Below are 15,275 nucleotides of genomic sequence, written 5' to 3'. Positions count from 1 at the left end.
TGAACGAGTGTCACTCGTTCACAGCGAGCGGACCCAGTTCTCCAGGAGGGTGGCGCCGGCGTCGCCGGACTTCTCGGGGTGGAACTGCGTGGCGGTGAGCGGGCCGTTCTCGACGGCGGCGACGAAGCGATCTCCGCCGTACGTCGTCCAAGTGACCAGCGGGGACACCGACTCGCGTGTGTCGACGAGCTCCCAGCGGCGGACGCCGTACGAATGGACGAAGTAGAAACGGTCCTTCTCGATGCCGTCGAACAGCGTGCTCCCGGACGGCACGTCGACCGTGTTCCAGCCCATGTGCGGGACCGGCTGAGCCTCCTCGGGCTGCAGGCGCTCGACGGTGCCGGGCCATTGGTCGCAGCCGTCGGTCTCGACGCCGTGCTCGATACCGCGCGCGAACAGGATCTGCATGCCGACGCAGATGCCGAGCACCGGCCGGCCGCCGGTGAGCCGGCGATCCACCGCGACATCACCGCGAACGGCGGTCAGACCGGTCATGCAGGCCTCGAACGCGCCGACCCCCGGAACCAGCAGGCCGTCGGCATTGCACGCCTGATCGAAGTCAGACGTCACCGTCACGTCGGCGCCGACACGTTGGAGCGCCCGCTCCCCCGACCGGATGTTCCCCGAGCCGTAGTCGAGCAGGACGACCTTCTTCGTCACAGGGCGCCCTTGGTCGACGGGATGCCCGGCTGCCGCGGGTCGAGCTCGGCGGCGGCCCGCAACGCGCGGGCGAACGCCTTGAACTGCGCCTCGACGATGTGATGCGGGTCGCGACCGGACAGCACCCGGATGTGGATGCAGATCGCGGCGTTGAACGCGAGCGTCTCGAACACGTGCTGGGTCAGCGAACCCGCGTAGTCGCCGCCGATGATCGCGTAGACCTGACCGTCGGGCTCGCCGGTGTGCACGCAGTACGGCCTGCCGGACAGGTCGACCGTGCAGTGCACGAGCGCCTCGTCCAGCGGAACGGTCGCATCCCCGAAGCGCCGGATGCCGCGCTTGTCGCCCAACGCTTCCTTCAAAGCCTGGCCGATGCCGATCGCGGTGTCCTCGACGGTGTGGTGCGCGTCGATCTCGAGATCGCCGACGGTGTTGACGTGCAGGTCGAGCAGCGCGTGCTTGGCCAGCGCGTTGAGCATGTGGTCGTAGAACCCGACGCCGGTCGAGATATCGGCACGACCGGTGCCGTCCAGGTCGAGCTCGACCAGGACCTTGGACTCGCTGGTCTCCCGATCGATCCGGCCAGTGCGCGTCATGTCAGCCTTCCAGTGTCTGTCTTGAGGATGCGCTCCAGTGAAGCGCGGAACGCGGCCATCTCCTCGCCGGTGCCGATCGAGACCCGCAGCCAGCCGTCGGGTCCGGTCTCGCGGATCAGTACGCCGTCGTCGAGCAACGCCTGCCAGACCGCGTGCCGGTCGGCGAACGTGCCGAACAGCACGAAGTTCGCGTCGGAGTCGACCGCGCGCAGGCCCTGCGCGCGCAGCCAGTCGACGGTCTCGTCGCGCTCGATCCGCAGCTGCTCGACCCGGCCGAGCAGCTCGTCGGAGTGCCGCAGCGCGGCCCGGGCGACCGCCTGCGTCACCGCGGACAGGTGGTACGGCAGGCGGACGATCCGCAGCGCGTCGACGAACTGCTTGCTCGCGGCAAGGTATCCGACCCGCCCGCCGGCCATCGCGAACGCCTTCGACATCGTCCGCGCGACGGCGAGATTCGGGTACGACGGCAGCAGCGAGACCGCGCTCGGAGTGCCGGCGCGGCGGAACTCGGCGTACGCCTCGTCGACCACGAGCACCGAACCCAGCGCCGCGGTCCGGGCCGCGATGGCCTCGACCACCTCGATCGGCAGCGCCGTCCCGGTCGGGTTGTTGGGTGAGGCCAGCAGCACGACCGACGGGTGGTGTCGGGAGATCGCGGCCAGCGCCTTGCTCTGGTCGAGGGTGAAGTCTTCGGCCCGGCGGCCGGCGACCCAGGCCGTGTTCGTGTCCCGCGCGTACTCGGGATACATCGAGTACGTCGGGGCGAACGACAGCGCCGTACGACCGGGGCCGCCGAAGGCCTGCAGGATGTGCAGCATGACCTCGTTCGACCCGTTCGCCGCCCAGATCTGCTCCGGCGCCAGCTGCGCGCCGGACTCACGCGCCAGGTACGCCGCGAGGTCCGCGCGCAGGTCCATGAACTCGCGGTCCGGGTAGCGGTTCATCCCCCGGGCCGCGACAGCTACGGCGGCGGCGATGTCCGCGACCGTCTCCTCGCTCGCCGGATACGGGTTCTCGTTGACGTTGAGCAGGACGGGTACGTCGAGCTGCGGGGCGCCGTACGGCTCGAAGCTCTTCAGCTCGTCGCGGATCGGCAGCCCGTCGAAACGGCCCATCAGTGCTCTCCGGGGAATCGGGCGGAAACGGCGGCGCCGTGGGCCGGCAGGTCCTCGGCGTGGGCGAGCGCGAGCACGTGGCCGGCGACCTCGTGCAGCGCGTCGCGGGAGTAGTTGACGACGTGGACCGCCTTCAGGAAGCTGCGCACGGACAGGCCGGACGAGTGGCACGCACAACCGGCCGTCGGGAGGACGTGGTTGGACCCCGCGCAGTAGTCACCGAGTGACACCGGCGACCAGCCGCCGACGAAGATCGCGCCGGCGTTGGTGATCAGCCCGGCCCGCTCCTCCGCGTCGACGGTCTGGATCTCGAGGTGCTCCGCGGCGTACGCATCGACAACCGCGGTGCCCTGGTCGAGATCGTCGACCAGCACGACGGCCGACTGCTGACCGGTCAGCGCCTCGCTGACGCGCTCGTGGTGCTTGGTCTGCGCGACCTGGGTCGGCAACTCGGCTTCGACTGCTGCCGCGAGGGATTCGCTGGGCGTGACGAGCACGCTGGCTGCCATCGGGTCGTGCTCGGCCTGGCTGATCAGGTCGGCAGCGACGTGCTTCGGGTCGGCGGTGTCGTCGGCCAGGATCGCGATCTCGGTCGGGCCGGCCTCGGAGTCGATGCCGACCTCGCCCAGCAGCGCGCGCTTGGCGGCGACGACGTAGATGTTGCCCGGACCCGTGATCAGGTTGACCTTGCGGCAACCGTCGAAGCCGTACGCGAAACCGGCGATCGCCTGGGCGCCGCCCATCGCGTACACCTCGTCGATCCCGAGCAGCGCGCAGACGGCCAGCACGGTCGGGTGCGGCAGGCCGCCGAACTCCTTCTGCGGCGGAGATGCGACAGCCAGGGACGGCACACCGGCCACCTGCGCCGGGACGACGTTCATCACCACTGAAGACGCCAGCGGCGCGCGGCCGCCCGGCACGTACAGGCCCACCCGCTGGACCGGCACGAACCGCTGGGTCACCCGGCCGCCTGGTGCGGGCTCGGAGGCGATGTCAGGGGTCAGCTCGTCCTCGCTGACTTCACGGACGCGGCGGATCGACTCCTCGAACGCGCTGCGCACCACCGGGTCGAGCTCCTCGAGCGCGGTCTTCAGCGCCTCGGCCGGGACCCGGATGTCCTCGACGCGCACATGGTCGAACTTCTCGCCGTACTCCCTGATCGCCTCGAGGCCGCGATGGCGGACGTCCAGGCAGATGGGTCGGACGACGTCGAGAGCCTTCTCGACGTCGAACACGGCTCGGGGGACCAGGGCATTCACTTCGGCTTGGAGGTCGGTAACCTCTCCGGCCGCCACTCGGCCCCGCAGGTCGACGCGGCGAATCATGCCGTCAGTCTAGTGGTGAGGGGCCCGTCGCCTCCGCGCCGTATCCACAAGCCGGGCCGTCACCGCGCGTAATGGCCAAGGCGATGGCCTAGGCTCCTTTGTATGGACTCCCGCCTGCCGTTGCTCACTGTCGACACGGTGATCTTTCCCGGGCTGGTGCTCCCGATTCCGGTGACCGACGTCCAGGGCCGCGCGGTGGTCCGCGACCTGGTCGAGAACGGCGGCGAGCTGGTGTGCGGGGCACTCGCCGTCCGGGACGGGTATGAGCTGGGTGAGCGGGTGTTCCGGTCGCTGTACGGGACCGGCTGCGCGGCGACGATCTCCGAGATCACGCTCGACGCCGAGGACGACGGCCCGGTCGAGGTGACGCTGACCGGCAACCGGCGCTTCAAGGTGTCCGAGCTCGACGGCACCGGCGACTACCTGGTCGCCGACGTCGAGTGGCTGGACGACGATCTCGGCGACGACCCGCTCGGTACGGCGATGGTCGCGGTCAAGCGTTTCCGGAAGTACGCCGAGGCGGTCAGCGAGATCAGCCGCCCCGGCCTGCACCTCGGTGAGCTCCCCGACGACCCCAGCACGCTGTCCTACCTGATGTCCGCGGCCATGAAACTCATGACCCCCGACCGCCAGAAACTCCTCGAGGCCACCGACGTCACCACCCGCCTGGCCCAACTAGTAGGCCTCATCGACAACGAACTGGCCGCCATCACCGCCCTCCCCTCCCTCCCCGCCTTCGACCTCATCAGCTGGTCCACCCTCTCCCCCAACTGATTCACCTGGCGGTCGGACGGCCCTACCGAAGTGAATCCCGGGGCGGTATGGTTTTGGTATGAGTAAGCAGATTACGGTCCGGCTGCCGGATGAGCTGGTGGACTTTATGGATGAGCTGGTCGCGACTGACAAGGCGACTAGTCGGGCGTCTGTGGTTGCGCGGGCGATGGAGCGGGAGCGGCGCCGGGAGCTGGCCGCGCGCGACCTTGCGATTCTGAGCGAGCACGGTGGGTACGACGATTTGGACGGCCTGGCGACCGCCGCCTCCGGCACTGTGCTCAGCGATCTCGACTGATGCGCGCGCTGCACATCGCCCGGCTCGACAAACCGCGGCCGGTGGTGGTGTTGACGCGCGAGCTGATCCGCCCTCGCCTCACCAACGTCACTGTCGCGCCGATCACCAGCACGATCCGCGGGCTGTCCACCGAAGTGCTGGTCGGTCCGGACAACGGGCTCGATCACCCGAGCGCGATCTCCTGTGACAACATCCAGACTATTCCCAAGGCGCAGCTCGGTCGTCTGATCGGCCACCTGCACCCTGACCAGGAGCCGCTCCTGGCCGAGGCGATCAACCTGGCGTTCGACCTCGAGCTCTGACTGCACCGCTCAAGGCCTCTTCGCAGAGGAAATCGGCGAAGCCGGCTGTGAGGTCCAGGCCGGTCAGACCTTGGACGAACAGGAACTGCCCCTGCGGGTTCAGCTCGAGCCAGACCGGCCGGCCGTCGGGATCGAGTTTGAGGTCGACCACCCCCATGCGCAGGTCCAGCAGTTCCAGCACCCGCGCCAGCGCCTGCTGGATCACGGGGTCAAGGCTCACCGGCTCGATCGGTACGTCGAGGTTCCGCCGCCAGTCGAGATCCGGCGAATCGATGGCCACGGCGTACGCCGTCGTACCGCAGCACAACACGCGCAGGTGCCGCGTCCCGGGCACGTACTCCTGGAAGATCGTCGGGCAGAGCCGCAGCGCATCGTCGTCGGCCAGATGCTCGGCCGTCACCGGCAGCGTGTAGAGCTGACTGCTCGGCGTGCCACGGACCGCCTTCAGAATGACCTGCCCGTCGAGCGCCGAGCAGAAGCGCCGAATCTCGGCCGGATCCTGGCTGACCAGCGTCCGCGGTACGACGAACCCGGCGTCCGCGGCCGCCCGCAGCTGGATCAGCTTGTTCTCGGCCCGTCTGGTCGCGTCCGGGTGACTCACCCAGCGCCCGTCGAACTCGTTGCGCAAGGCCCCCATCAAGGTGCTCGCACAGCTCGCGTCGACGACCTCCCGATGCGCGTCCTCGGTCAGCTCGCGGCCGGCCCGCTGCGGATGGTTCCAGCGCCGGAACCAGATCGCGTCGCAGCCGGCCAGATCGAGCCGGCCGCCGTCGCGCGTCGGCACCGACGTACCGAAGGCCGGATCCGTCGACCAGCTCAGTCCATCGGGCCGATCCGCCATCGAGTCCACCTCGACGACCTCACACAGCGCGCCGCGGTTGCGGCGGAGGTGTGCCTGGATCACCAGCGCGTGCAGATCATCGGTGAACGTCAGCACCGCGATCGACGGCCGGGTCATCTATTCGGCCAGGTAGTCGCAGTCGTCCATGCAGTCGTTCGGCAGCGTCGCGGACAGGCACTCCGACCCGCCGCCGTTACGCGCGAACTCGACCGGCAGCCCGACGTCGTCGCGGACGCGCTGCTCCCACTCGTGCAGCTTGTCGGTCGGCACCAGATCGAACCGCGACGGCTGGTACATGAAGACCACCGGCGCCTTGCCGCTACCCGCGTTCGGTTCCGTCATCGCCCCGGCCCCTCACTCGTGCCAGTCGGAGTCGTCGGCGCAGATCTGGCCGTTGCCGCAGTTCGACCACGACGCGGACCGCAGCAACACGTCCCGCTCGAACCCGTACGTGTTCAGGCCGAAACCCTCCTGGACACTGCGTTCCCACTCCGACAGCCGCTCCGGCGTCACCTGCTCGAAGCTCGTCGGCTGGAACATGAACACCGCCGGCTTGCGCCCCTCGTCGAGCGCAGCACGGAATCGTTCCTCCCGCTCGTCCCCCATGACCCCTCCCCAGGTCAGGCATCCCGTGCAACCAAGCTACGCCCGGCAGCGGTACAGCCACAATGAGTCGGCAAGGGAAGTTGCGCAGGGCATCAGCCCAGCTTGGAGACGTCGCGTACGGCGCCACGGTCGGCGCTGGTCGCCATCGCGGCGTACGCCCGGAGCGCGGCGGAGACCTTGCGCTCGCGGTTCTTCGGCGCGTACACACCGCCGAGGGCGTCCCGGCGGGCGGCCAGCTCGGCCTCGTCGACCAGCAGCTCGATGGAACGGCCGGGGATGTCGATACGGATCTGGTCGCCGTCCTGGACCAGGGCGATCGTGCCGCCGGACGCCGCTTCGGGCGAAGCGTGCCCGATCGAGAGTCCCGACGTACCGCCGGAGAAGCGGCCGTCGGTGACCAATGCGCAGACCTTGCCCAGACCGCGGCCCTTGAGGAACGACGTCGGGTACAGCATCTCCTGCATGCCCGGCCCGCCCTTGGGACCCTCGTACCGGATCACGACGACGTCACCCGGCTGCACCTGCTTGGCCAGGATCTTCTCGACGGCCTCCTCCTGCGACTCGCACACCACCGCGGGTCCCTGGAACGTCCAGATCGACTCGTCCACCCCGGCCGTCTTCACGACACAGCCGTCGACGGCCAGGTTCCCCTTCAGTACGGCGAGACCGCCGTCCTTCGAGTACGCGTGCTCGAGATCGCGGATGCACCCGCCGGCCGCGTCGGTGTCGAGCGTCTCCCACCGCTCGGACTGCGAGAAGGCAGTCGCGGATCGCTTGCAGCCCGGCGCCGCGTGCCACAGCTCGACGGCCTCCGGCGACGGCGAGCCGCCGCGCAGGTCCCACGTCTTCAGCCACTCGTCGATCGAGTCGCTGTGCACGGTGTGGATGTTCTCGTTCAGCAGTCCGGCGCGGTGCAGCTCACCGAGGATGGCGGGGATGCCGCCGGCGCGGTGCACGTCCTCCATGTAGTACGTGCCGCCGGGTGCGACGTTCGGCGCGACCTTGGCCAGGCACGGGACGCGGCGCGAGACCGCGTTGATGTCGTCGAGGTCGAAGCCGACCTCGGCCTCCTGCGCGGCCGCGAGCAGGTGCAGGATCGTGTTGGTCGATCCGCCCATCGCGATGTCCAGCGCCATCGCGTTCCCGAAGGCTTCCTTGGTCGCGATGTTCCGCGGCAGCACGGTCGCGTCGTCGTTGTCGTAGTACCGCTTGGTGATCTGTACGACGGTCTCGCCGGCCTTCTCGTACAGCGCGCGGCGGGCGGTGTGGGTCGCGAGCACCGAACCGTTGCCCGGCAGCGAGAGACCGATCGCCTCGGTCAGGCAGTTCATCGAGTTGGCTGTGAACATGCCCGAACACGAACCGCAGGTCGGGCAGGCGTTCTCCTCGATCCGCAGGATGTCGGCGTCGGAGACGTTCTCGTTGACGGCCTCGGACATCGCGTCGATCAGGTCGAGCTTGCGGACCGTGCCGTCGACCAGCGTGGCCCGGCCGGCCTCCATCGGGCCGCCGGAGACGAACACCGTCGGGATATTCAGGCGGAGCGCGGCGTTCAGCATGCCGGGAGTGATCTTGTCGCAGTTCGAGATACAGACCAGCGCGTCCGAGCAGTGCGCCTCGACCATGTACTCGACGGAGTCCGCGATCAGGTCCCGCGACGGAAGGCTGTAGAGCATGCCGCCGTGGCCCATCGCGATCCCGTCGTCGACGGCGATCGTGTTGAACTCGCGGGCGATGCCGCCGGCCGCGTGGATGGCCTCGGAGACGATCCGCCCGACCGGTGCCAGGTGGGTGTGGCCGGGGACGAACTCGGTGAAGCTGTTCGCCACCGCGATGATCGGTTTGCCGAAGTCCTCGCGGGCTACCCCGGAGGCCTGCATGAGCGCGCGGGCGCCCGCCATGTTGCGGCCGTGGGTGACGGTACGGGACCTCAGAGCAGGCACGACGACATCTCCTCGCAGTAGAACGACGCTACCGATGTTGCCACGCCCGTCCGGATGGCGGTACGCGGGTCCCGGATTGTGGAGCAGGTGATTCTGTCCGAGGCTGGATCTAGCCTGTGGTCATGGCAGGGATGGAGCACCACACGCGGCCGGTGCACCCTGCCCTGCGGCCGTATGTCGGTGACCTCATCGGCTACGCGTCGGACGGGTATCCGCCCGAGCTGCACCGCGGCCTGCCATCACGCTTCATGACGCTCGTCATCACGCTCGACGAGCCGCTCGGCGTCGCGTGGCCGGGCCGGCCGGTCGACAAGTACGACGCCCTCGCCGGCGGGCTGCACTCCACCGCGGTGCACATCGGCCAGACCGACAGCCGGGCCGGAGTGCAGGTCTCGCTCACTCCCCCGGCGGCCCGTGAGCTGCTCGGGCTGCCGGCGGGTCAGCTCGCGTCGATCGTGGTCGGTCTCGACGAGGTGTTCGGCCGGACGGCGCGTGAGCTGACCGACCAGCTGCGCGAGGAGCCGAGCTGGGACAGACGATTCGACCTGATCGAGGGCTTGCTGCTCGAGCAACTCGGCCAACGCAACGCGGGCACGGCTCAGCCGGAGGTCGGCTGGGCCTGGCAACGGCTCTGCGCATCGCGCGGAGCGATCGGCATCCAGGAGCTTGCGACCGAGGTCGGCTGGAGCCGGCGGCATCTCACCGACCGCTTCACGCGCGAGCTCGGCCTGGCGCCCAAGGTCGCGGCTCGCGTACTGCGTTTCGAACGCGTCACCGGACACCTCCGCCGCCACCCGAGGACCCGGCTTGCCGATCTGTCGGCCGCGGCCGGGTACGCCGATCAGGCGCACCTGACCCGCGAGTTCCAGGCGATCGCCGGCTGCTCGCCGCGACAATGGATGACCGAGGAACTCCCAAACCTTCAAGACTTCATCCCCGCCGGGGCGCGAGTCTCGAAGGTATGAACACTGCGACAGACAAGAACGTGATCGGCGTCTGGCCCGGCCTGCACTACCGGGACGGACAGGCAGCACTGAAGTTCCTCACCGAAGGACTCGGCTTCACCGTCATCGCGTCGTACCAAGGCGCCGTGGAGGGCTCGATCGCCCACGCGGAGCTGTCCTGGCCGACCGGCGGCGGGATCATGCTGGGCTCGGCCGACGCGAAGACCGAGCCGGACGAGTTCACCGCGCTGACCGATCAGCGCCAGTCGGTCTATCTCGTCCACGACGATCCGGACAGCCTGATCGGCCGGGCGATCGGCGCGGGCGCGGTCGTGGTCCAAGGGCTGGAGGACACGGATTACGGATCGCGCGGGTTCACCGTGCGCGATTTCGAGGGCAATCTGTGGAGCGTCGGCACGTATGCGGGCGCAATGTCCCAGTAGTCCAGGGCAGTATCCACAGGCTGCGGTGCGCGAGTCGGCATCTGTCGGTCGATCTCACTAGACTCGCCGAGGTGAGCGAGACAACCGGACTGCCTGACTCCGAAGCCCTGCAAGTGCTGCGGCGCGTCTTCGGGTACGACGCCTTTCGCGGTCAGCAGGCCGAGATCATCGACACCGTGGTCGCGGGCGGCGACGCGCTGGTGCTGATGCCGACCGGTGGCGGGAAGTCGCTGTGCTACCAGATCCCGGCGCTCGTGCGGTCCGGCGTCGGGGTGGTGATCTCGCCGCTGATCGCGTTGATGCAGGACCAGGTCGACGCGCTCACCGCTCTCGGCGTGCGCGCCGGATTCCTCAACTCCACGCAGGACTTCGACCAGCGGCGCGAGGTCGAGCAGGCGTTCCTCGCCGGCGAGCTCGATCTGCTCTACCTCGCGCCCGAGCGCTTGCGGGTCGAGTCGACGGTGCGGCTGCTCGACCAGGGCAAGATCGCGTTGTTCGCGATCGACGAAGCGCACTGTGTGTCGCAGTGGGGACACGACTTCCGGCCCGACTACCTGATGCTGTCGGAGTTGCACGATCGCTGGCCCGACGTACCGCGGATCGCGTTGACCGCGACGGCGACCGAGGCAACCCACAAGGAGATCGCCACCCGGCTGAACCTGTCCGAGGCCAAGCACTTCGTCGCGAGCTTCGACCGGCCGAACATCCAGTACCGGATCGTCCCGAAGGACAACCCGCAACGGCAACTGCTCGACCTGCTGCGCACCGAGCACGCCGGCGACGCGGGCATCGTGTACTGCCTGTCCCGCAACAGCGTCGAGAAGACCGCTGCCTTCCTGACGCAGAACGGGATCGAGGCCGTTCCGTACCACGCCGGCCTCGACAGCCGGACCCGCGCGGAGAACCAGTCGCGCTTCCTGCGTGAAGACGGGCTCGTCGTCGTGGCGACGATCGCGTTCGGGATGGGCATCGACAAGCCGGATGTCCGGTTCGTCGCGCATCTCGATCTACCGAAGTCGGTCGAGGGCTACTACCAGGAGACCGGTCGTGCCGGGCGGGACGGTCTACCGTCGACGGCCTGGCTCGCGTACGGCCTGCAGGACGTCGTGCAGCAGCGGAAGATGATCGACACGTCCGAGGGCGACCTGGCGCATCGACGGCGGCTCGGTTCGCACCTCGACGCGATGCTCGCGTTGTGCGAGACCGTGCAATGCCGGCGGTCGCAGTTGCTTGCGTACTTCGGACAACAGGGCGACACGTGCGGGAACTGCGACACCTGCCTAACGCCGCCCGAGTCCTGGGACGGGACGATCGCGGCGCAGAAGCTGCTCTCGACGGTGTATCGGCTCCAGCACGAGCGCGGGCAGAAGTTCGGCGCCGGGCAACTGGTCGACATCCTGCTCGGCAAGGAGACCGACAAGGTCAAGCAGTTCCGGCACAACGAGCTGACGGTCTTCGGGATCGGCACCGAGTTGAAGGACAGCGAGTGGCGCGGGGTGGTCCGGCAGTTGCTGGCGCTGCGGTTGCTGGCCGTCGAGGGCGACTACGGCACGCTTGTGCTGACCGAGGAGAGCGGCGAGGTGCTCGGTCGGCGGCGTGAGGTGATGATGCGTCGTGAGCCCGAGCGGGTCCGCTCCTCGTCCAGGTCGTCCGGCGGGAAGAAGGCCGCGGTCGACCTGGCACCGGAGGCGGCGCCGGTCTTCGAGCGGTTGCGCGCCTGGCGGGGCGCGGTGGCGAAGGAGCAGGGCGTTCCGGCGTACGTGATCTTCCACGACGCGACGCTGCGGCAGATCGCGACCGACCTGCCGTCGTCGCTGGCCGAGCTGGGCCGGATCAGCGGCGTCGGCGAGAACAAGCTGGCCAAGTACGGGGACGGCGTGCTGGAGACACTCGCCGCGGACTGATGTCGAATCCAGGCGGTTCTCTTCGACGCGAAGGCAGAGAGGGTGCGGACCGGCCGCGCCCCCGAGCTAAGGAGAGCGCTCATGTCTTCAGCTGTGTTGTTGATGTCGATGTCCGCCGACGGCTATATCGCCGGCCCGAATGACGGCGTGGGGAACCCGGGCGGCGACGAGTTCATGCGGCTGCACCAGTGGTACCTGAACGAGGACGGCGAGGTCGGCCGGCCCGCGGGCGAGGCCGCCGTGATCTGGGACGAGCTCCAGGAGACCGGCGCGGTCGTCGTCGGCCGCCGTACGGGCGAGCAGGTCGACTTCTACGGCGGCGACCACCACGGCGTACCGATCTTCGTGGTCACCAGCGACCCGACCGCGACCTCGCCGTACGAGAAGGTCACGTTCGTGGGCGACGTCGAGACCGCGATCGCCCAGGCGAAGGAAGCTGCCGGTGACAAGGACGTGCTGGTGCACGGCGCCGTCACTGGCCGGACGGCGCTCGCGGCCGGCGTACTCGACGAGCTGCAGATCGACCAGGTGCCGGTGCTCTTCGGCGGCGGCATGCGGCTGTTCGACGTACTCCCGGAACGCATCGAACTCGAGATCGCGCGCGTGATCGACACCCCACAGGCAACCCACATCCGCTACCGTGTCCGCCACTGAGGCACCGGCCGCTGCAAGGTCCGAGGCTAAGGCGTCCAGGCGACCTGCGGTGCTATTGCGGCGAAGTCGTGGATGAGGCGGGACCGGCGTGAGGAGACCCAGGCCAGGCAGACGGCGTTGAGTGCGAGGTCGTCGACCGGGACCGCGACGACGTCGGAGCGTTGGTAGAAGGTCGCGACGGAGAGCGGGATGATCGAGATGCCGCGGCCGGTGGCGACGTGTTCGAGTTTCTCCTCGACACTGCGCATCACGGGGATCGGCTTCGCGGTGCGGGTGCGGAGTTCACGCGCGATATCGCGCCATTCCGGTACGGCGTCCGGGTCCTGGAGCAGGTGCTCGTCGGCGAGATCGGTGATGTCGATGACGGGCTTGCCCGCGAGGCGGTGATCGGACGGGAGCATCGCGACCCGCGGCTCCTCGAACAGTGGGCGGACGGTCAACCCGGCCTGGTCGATCGGCAGCCGGACGATGCTCACGTCGACCCGCCCGTCATGCAGTACGTCGACCTGGTCGTTCCAGGTGGTCCGGATCAGCTCGACGTCGATGTCGGGGTGGCTCACGCCGAACGCGCGGACCGCTTCGGTCACGGTGAGGCCCGGCATGAAGCCGATCGTGAACGTCTTCGACCCACGCGCCGCTCGGGCCACCCGCCGACGCGTCGCGTCCGCCGCGGACAGCAGGGGCCGCGCATCGTCGAGCAGTTGCCGCCCGGCCGGGGTCAGCTCGGTGGCCCGCTTGGTGCGGACGAACAGCTGAGCCCTGACCTCGTCCTCGAGCGCCCGGATCTGCCGGGACAGCACTGGCTGCGCGATGTGCAGCCGCTCCGCCGCCCGGCCGAAGTGCAGCTCCTCGGCGACGGCCACGAAGTACCGGAGCTTGCGGAGATCGAGGTCCATAATACCTTCAGGGTATTACAGCGGCCGGAACAGGTCTTGGACGGCGTCCGCCCGGCGGCCGCATCGTGGAAAGGAATCCCCCACCCACGAAAGGTCATGTCATGTCCCTGCAGAACCAGCGCGTCGTCGTCCTCGGCGGTACGTCGGGTATCGGCCTCGCCACCGCCCGACTCGCCGCCGACCAGGGCGCGACCGTGATTGTTGCCTCTAGCAACCCCGAGTCGGTGAAGCGTGCGCTCGAATCCCTTCCGGACTCCGCGTCCGGTGAAGCCGTCGACCTCACCGACTCCGCCGCCGTCGCAGCCTTCTTCAACGGGATCGAGCCCTTCGACCACTTGGTGTTCACGGCCGGCGAAGCGCTGACCTTGCTCGAGATCGACTCGCTCGACCTCGGCAAGGCCAGGCAGGCTTTCGAACTGCGCTACTTCGCCGCGTTGGGCGCGGTCAGCGCGGCCGCATCCAAGATCCGGCCGGGCGGCTCCGTCGTACTCACCACCGGAGCCGCCGGCGATCGCCCAGGACCGGGCTGGTCGGTCGCCGCGAGCATCTGCGGCGCGATCGACTCCGCCGTACGGGCGCTTGCCCTCGAGCTGGCGCCGATCCGCGTCAACGCCGTCAAGCCAGGTGTCGTCCGTACGCCGCTGTGGCGCGGCGGCCTCGACTACGACGAGACCGCGCGCCAACTGCCCGTCCAACGCGTCGGCGAGCCCGAGGACATCGCGTCGGCGTACGTCTACCTGATGAACCAGCCCTACTCGACCGGCTCGATCGTGTCAGTCGACGGCGGCCACGTGCTCGTCTAAGGCAGAGTGGGACCTGTGACACGCACACTGATCACCGGTTCGGCAGACGGTCTCGGGCAGTTGCTCGCGCAGGAGCTGGTCGCACAAGGGCACGAGGTCGTGCTGCACGCCCGCAACGAGCACCGTGCCCGCGATGCTCTCGCGGCCGTGCGCGGAGCGGCCGACGCACTCGTCGGCGATCTCGCGAGCCTCGCTGAGACGCGGGACCTGGCTCGGCAGGCGAACGAGTCCGGCCGGTTCGATGTCGTCGTACACAACGCGGCCGTCGGCTACCAGGAGCCGCGAAGAGAGACTGTCGACGGGTTGGAGCACGTGTTCGCGATCAACGCGCTCGCGCCGTACCTGCTGACCGCGCTCATCGAGCGACCCGAACGGCTGATCTATCTCAGCTCCGGCATGCACCTCGGCGGGGATCTTGTACTCGACGATCTGCAGTGGGTACGGCGGCGCTGGCGCGGCGCGCAGGCGTACTCGGACTCCAAGCTGCACGACGTCCTGCTGACCTTCGCCGTCGCCCGGCTGTGGCCGGACGTCCAGTCGAACGCGGTTGACCCGGGCTGGGTGCCGACCAAGATGGGTGGCCGCGGCGCGCCAGGCGATCTCGGCCAGGCGCACCTGACTCAGGCGTGGCTGGCGACCGCGGCGGGCATAGGAAGCGGTGGGTACTACTACCACAAGCGGCCGCATCGGACGCATCCGGTGGCTTCGGATCGCGAGGCGCAGGAGGGTTTTCTGGATGCATGCGCCTCGCTCACCGGAGTACGGCTGTAGTCAGACCTGGGAGATGTAGAGCCGATTTCCGTCCTGGTCGCGGAGGCTGAACATCGGCGGGATGCCGGGCCACTCGAGGAGTTCGTCGGTGTCCACTCCGGCGTCGAGGAAGTGCCGGTGGGCGGCCTTGGCATCCGGGCTGCCCATGCGGATCCCGGTGTCGACGCCGGCCGGGTTGCCGTCCGACGCCGGCACGAGAGCGATGCTCGCGGCCGAACCGGCCGGCGCGACGAGGATCCAGCGGCCGCCGAACTGCGGCAGCGGGGCGTCCATCAAAACCTCGAAGCCCAGGGTCTCGGTGTAGAACGCGACCGCGCGGTCCTGGTCGGTCACCGGTACGCCGACGGTCCGGATCTCGCTGATGTGGTTCATGGTGGTGCTCCTTCTCGTGAAGAGGTGCTTT

19 protein-coding genes are annotated in these 15,275 nt (G+C 68.9%); 9 read left to right on the top strand and 10 right to left on the bottom strand.

What is annotated here, in order from left to right:
- Positions 1 to 18: 18 nt before the first annotated feature.
- Genes hisH through hisD form a run of 4 tightly spaced genes read right to left on the bottom strand, consistent with a single transcriptional unit; the run spans position 19 to position 3,696 of the window.
- Positions 19 to 660, bottom strand: a complete 642-nt coding sequence (gene hisH / locus AB0J62_RS11390; protein ID WP_363867528.1) for an imidazole glycerol phosphate synthase subunit HisH — start codon at positions 658 to 660, stop codon at positions 19 to 21.
- On the bottom strand, positions 657 to 1,256 hold the full coding sequence (gene hisB, locus AB0J62_RS11385) for an imidazoleglycerol-phosphate dehydratase HisB (RefSeq protein WP_134098362.1): 600 nt from the start codon (positions 1,254 to 1,256) through the stop codon (positions 657 to 659). Before hisB ends, hisH begins: the two co-directional genes overlap by 4 nt.
- Positions 1,253 to 2,371 (bottom strand): histidinol-phosphate transaminase, encoded by a 1,119-nt coding sequence (locus AB0J62_RS11380; RefSeq protein ID WP_363867523.1) that lies wholly within the window; start codon positions 2,369 to 2,371, stop codon positions 1,253 to 1,255. Before AB0J62_RS11380 ends, hisB begins: the two co-directional genes overlap by 4 nt.
- Positions 2,371 to 3,696, bottom strand: a complete 1,326-nt coding sequence (gene hisD, locus AB0J62_RS11375) for a histidinol dehydrogenase (RefSeq protein ID WP_363867520.1) — start codon at positions 3,694 to 3,696, stop codon at positions 2,371 to 2,373. Before hisD ends, AB0J62_RS11380 begins: the two co-directional genes overlap by 1 nt.
- A gap of 102 nt (positions 3,697 to 3,798) precedes the next feature.
- On the opposite strand from hisD, the gene AB0J62_RS11370 reads away from it, so the two are divergent.
- From AB0J62_RS11370 to AB0J62_RS11360, 3 genes are read left to right on the top strand one after another with little or no spacing between them, the layout of a single operon-like run.
- Complete coding sequence (locus tag AB0J62_RS11370; protein ID WP_363867517.1) at positions 3,799 to 4,470, top strand: LON peptidase substrate-binding domain-containing protein; 672 nt, start codon at positions 3,799 to 3,801, stop codon at positions 4,468 to 4,470.
- A 58-nt stretch (positions 4,471 to 4,528) separates the two neighbouring features.
- Entirely contained in the window at positions 4,529 to 4,765 is a 237-nt protein-coding gene (locus AB0J62_RS11365; RefSeq protein WP_363867513.1) for a YlcI/YnfO family protein, read from the top strand.
- The gene (locus AB0J62_RS11360) at positions 4,765 to 5,067 is read left to right on the top strand and encodes a type II toxin-antitoxin system PemK/MazF family toxin (RefSeq protein WP_130446637.1); all 303 of its coding nucleotides are present in this window, start codon (positions 4,765 to 4,767) and stop codon (positions 5,065 to 5,067) included. The genes AB0J62_RS11365 and AB0J62_RS11360 overlap by 1 nt, the downstream gene beginning before the upstream one ends.
- Here the strand turns inward: AB0J62_RS11360 and AB0J62_RS11355 are convergent.
- The 4 genes from AB0J62_RS11355 to ilvD form a co-directional block, all read right to left on the bottom strand.
- Positions 5,039 to 6,025, bottom strand: coding sequence for a hypothetical protein (locus AB0J62_RS11355; RefSeq protein WP_363867509.1), 987 nt, complete (start codon positions 6,023 to 6,025; stop codon positions 5,039 to 5,041). The two genes, AB0J62_RS11360 and AB0J62_RS11355, sit on opposite strands and share 29 nt — an antisense overlap.
- A complete protein-coding gene (locus tag AB0J62_RS11350; RefSeq protein ID WP_363867506.1) occupies positions 6,026 to 6,250 on the bottom strand; it encodes a hypothetical protein in 225 nt (74 codons plus the stop codon).
- Between the two features lie 12 nt (positions 6,251 to 6,262).
- Positions 6,263 to 6,514 (bottom strand): hypothetical protein, encoded by a 252-nt coding sequence (locus AB0J62_RS11345; protein WP_134098349.1) that lies wholly within the window; start codon positions 6,512 to 6,514, stop codon positions 6,263 to 6,265.
- Between the two features lie 92 nt (positions 6,515 to 6,606).
- Complete coding sequence (gene ilvD / locus AB0J62_RS11340; RefSeq protein WP_363867503.1) at positions 6,607 to 8,457, bottom strand: dihydroxy-acid dehydratase; 1,851 nt, start codon at positions 8,455 to 8,457, stop codon at positions 6,607 to 6,609.
- A gap of 122 nt (positions 8,458 to 8,579) precedes the next feature.
- On the opposite strand from ilvD, the gene AB0J62_RS11335 reads away from it, so the two are divergent.
- The 4 genes from AB0J62_RS11335 (at position 8,580) to AB0J62_RS11320 (ending at position 12,402) form a co-directional block, all read left to right on the top strand.
- Positions 8,580 to 9,422: a helix-turn-helix domain-containing protein gene (locus tag AB0J62_RS11335; RefSeq protein WP_363867500.1), complete on the top strand. Its 843-nt coding sequence runs from the start codon at positions 8,580 to 8,582 to the stop codon at positions 9,420 to 9,422.
- Positions 9,419 to 9,844, top strand: coding sequence for a VOC family protein (locus AB0J62_RS11330; RefSeq protein ID WP_363867497.1), 426 nt, complete (start codon positions 9,419 to 9,421; stop codon positions 9,842 to 9,844). Before AB0J62_RS11335 ends, AB0J62_RS11330 begins: the two co-directional genes overlap by 4 nt.
- 71 nt (positions 9,845 to 9,915) lie before the next feature.
- Positions 9,916 to 11,748 (top strand): DNA helicase RecQ, encoded by a 1,833-nt coding sequence (recQ, locus tag AB0J62_RS11325; protein ID WP_363867494.1) that lies wholly within the window; start codon positions 9,916 to 9,918, stop codon positions 11,746 to 11,748.
- Positions 11,749 to 11,829: 81 nt separating this feature from the next.
- Positions 11,830 to 12,402, top strand: a complete 573-nt coding sequence (locus AB0J62_RS11320) for a dihydrofolate reductase family protein (RefSeq protein WP_363867491.1) — start codon at positions 11,830 to 11,832, stop codon at positions 12,400 to 12,402.
- A 26-nt stretch (positions 12,403 to 12,428) separates the two neighbouring features.
- Here the strand turns inward: AB0J62_RS11320 and AB0J62_RS11315 are convergent, their stop codons facing one another.
- A complete protein-coding gene (locus AB0J62_RS11315) occupies positions 12,429 to 13,298 on the bottom strand; it encodes a LysR substrate-binding domain-containing protein (RefSeq protein ID WP_363867488.1) in 870 nt (289 codons plus the stop codon).
- A gap of 101 nt (positions 13,299 to 13,399) precedes the next feature.
- Between AB0J62_RS11315 and AB0J62_RS11310 the strand changes: the two genes are divergently transcribed.
- Entirely contained in the window at positions 13,400 to 14,101 is a 702-nt protein-coding gene (locus tag AB0J62_RS11310) for an SDR family oxidoreductase (protein ID WP_363867485.1), read from the top strand.
- Positions 14,102 to 14,116: 15 nt separating this feature from the next.
- Entirely contained in the window at positions 14,117 to 14,872 is a 756-nt protein-coding gene (locus AB0J62_RS11305) for an SDR family NAD(P)-dependent oxidoreductase (protein WP_363867482.1), read from the top strand.
- Here AB0J62_RS11305 and AB0J62_RS11300 read toward each other — a convergent pair whose 3' ends face one another.
- Positions 14,873 to 15,244: a VOC family protein gene (locus tag AB0J62_RS11300; RefSeq protein WP_363867479.1), complete on the bottom strand. Its 372-nt coding sequence runs from the start codon at positions 15,242 to 15,244 to the stop codon at positions 14,873 to 14,875.
- Positions 15,245 to 15,275: the final 31 nt, after the last annotated feature.

This window comes from Kribbella sp. NPDC049584 (assembly GCF_040675555.1).
Taxonomy (GTDB): domain Bacteria; phylum Actinomycetota; class Actinomycetes; order Propionibacteriales; family Kribbellaceae; genus Kribbella.
This window is presented reverse-complemented; position numbering and strand designations above follow the sequence as displayed.

Coding starts and splice junctions, on each gene's coding strand:
- hisD (WP_363867520.1), bottom strand. CDS start 3,696: ATGATTCGCCGCGTCGACCTGCGGGGCCGAGTGGCGGCCGGAGAGGTT.
- AB0J62_RS11315 (WP_363867488.1), bottom strand. CDS start 13,298: ATGGACCTCGATCTCCGCAAGCTCCGGTACTTCGTGGCCGTCGCCGAG.
- AB0J62_RS11365 (WP_363867513.1), top strand. CDS start 4,529: ATGAGTAAGCAGATTACGGTCCGGCTGCCGGATGAGCTGGTGGACTTT.
- hisB (WP_134098362.1), bottom strand. CDS start 1,256: ATGACGCGCACTGGCCGGATCGATCGGGAGACCAGCGAGTCCAAGGTC.
- AB0J62_RS11355 (WP_363867509.1), bottom strand. CDS start 6,025: ATGACCCGGCCGTCGATCGCGGTGCTGACGTTCACCGATGATCTGCAC.
- AB0J62_RS11360 (WP_130446637.1), top strand. CDS start 4,765: ATGCGCGCGCTGCACATCGCCCGGCTCGACAAACCGCGGCCGGTGGTG.
- AB0J62_RS11300 (WP_363867479.1), bottom strand. CDS start 15,244: ATGAACCACATCAGCGAGATCCGGACCGTCGGCGTACCGGTGACCGAC.
- AB0J62_RS11350 (WP_363867506.1), bottom strand. CDS start 6,250: ATGACGGAACCGAACGCGGGTAGCGGCAAGGCGCCGGTGGTCTTCATG.
- AB0J62_RS11335 (WP_363867500.1), top strand. CDS start 8,580: ATGGCAGGGATGGAGCACCACACGCGGCCGGTGCACCCTGCCCTGCGG.
- AB0J62_RS11345 (WP_134098349.1), bottom strand. CDS start 6,514: ATGGGGGACGAGCGGGAGGAACGATTCCGTGCTGCGCTCGACGAGGGG.
- AB0J62_RS11370 (WP_363867517.1), top strand. CDS start 3,799: ATGGACTCCCGCCTGCCGTTGCTCACTGTCGACACGGTGATCTTTCCC.
- AB0J62_RS11320 (WP_363867491.1), top strand. CDS start 11,830: ATGTCTTCAGCTGTGTTGTTGATGTCGATGTCCGCCGACGGCTATATC.
- AB0J62_RS11330 (WP_363867497.1), top strand. CDS start 9,419: ATGAACACTGCGACAGACAAGAACGTGATCGGCGTCTGGCCCGGCCTG.
- AB0J62_RS11310 (WP_363867485.1), top strand. CDS start 13,400: ATGTCCCTGCAGAACCAGCGCGTCGTCGTCCTCGGCGGTACGTCGGGT.
- AB0J62_RS11380 (WP_363867523.1), bottom strand. CDS start 2,371: ATGGGCCGTTTCGACGGGCTGCCGATCCGCGACGAGCTGAAGAGCTTC.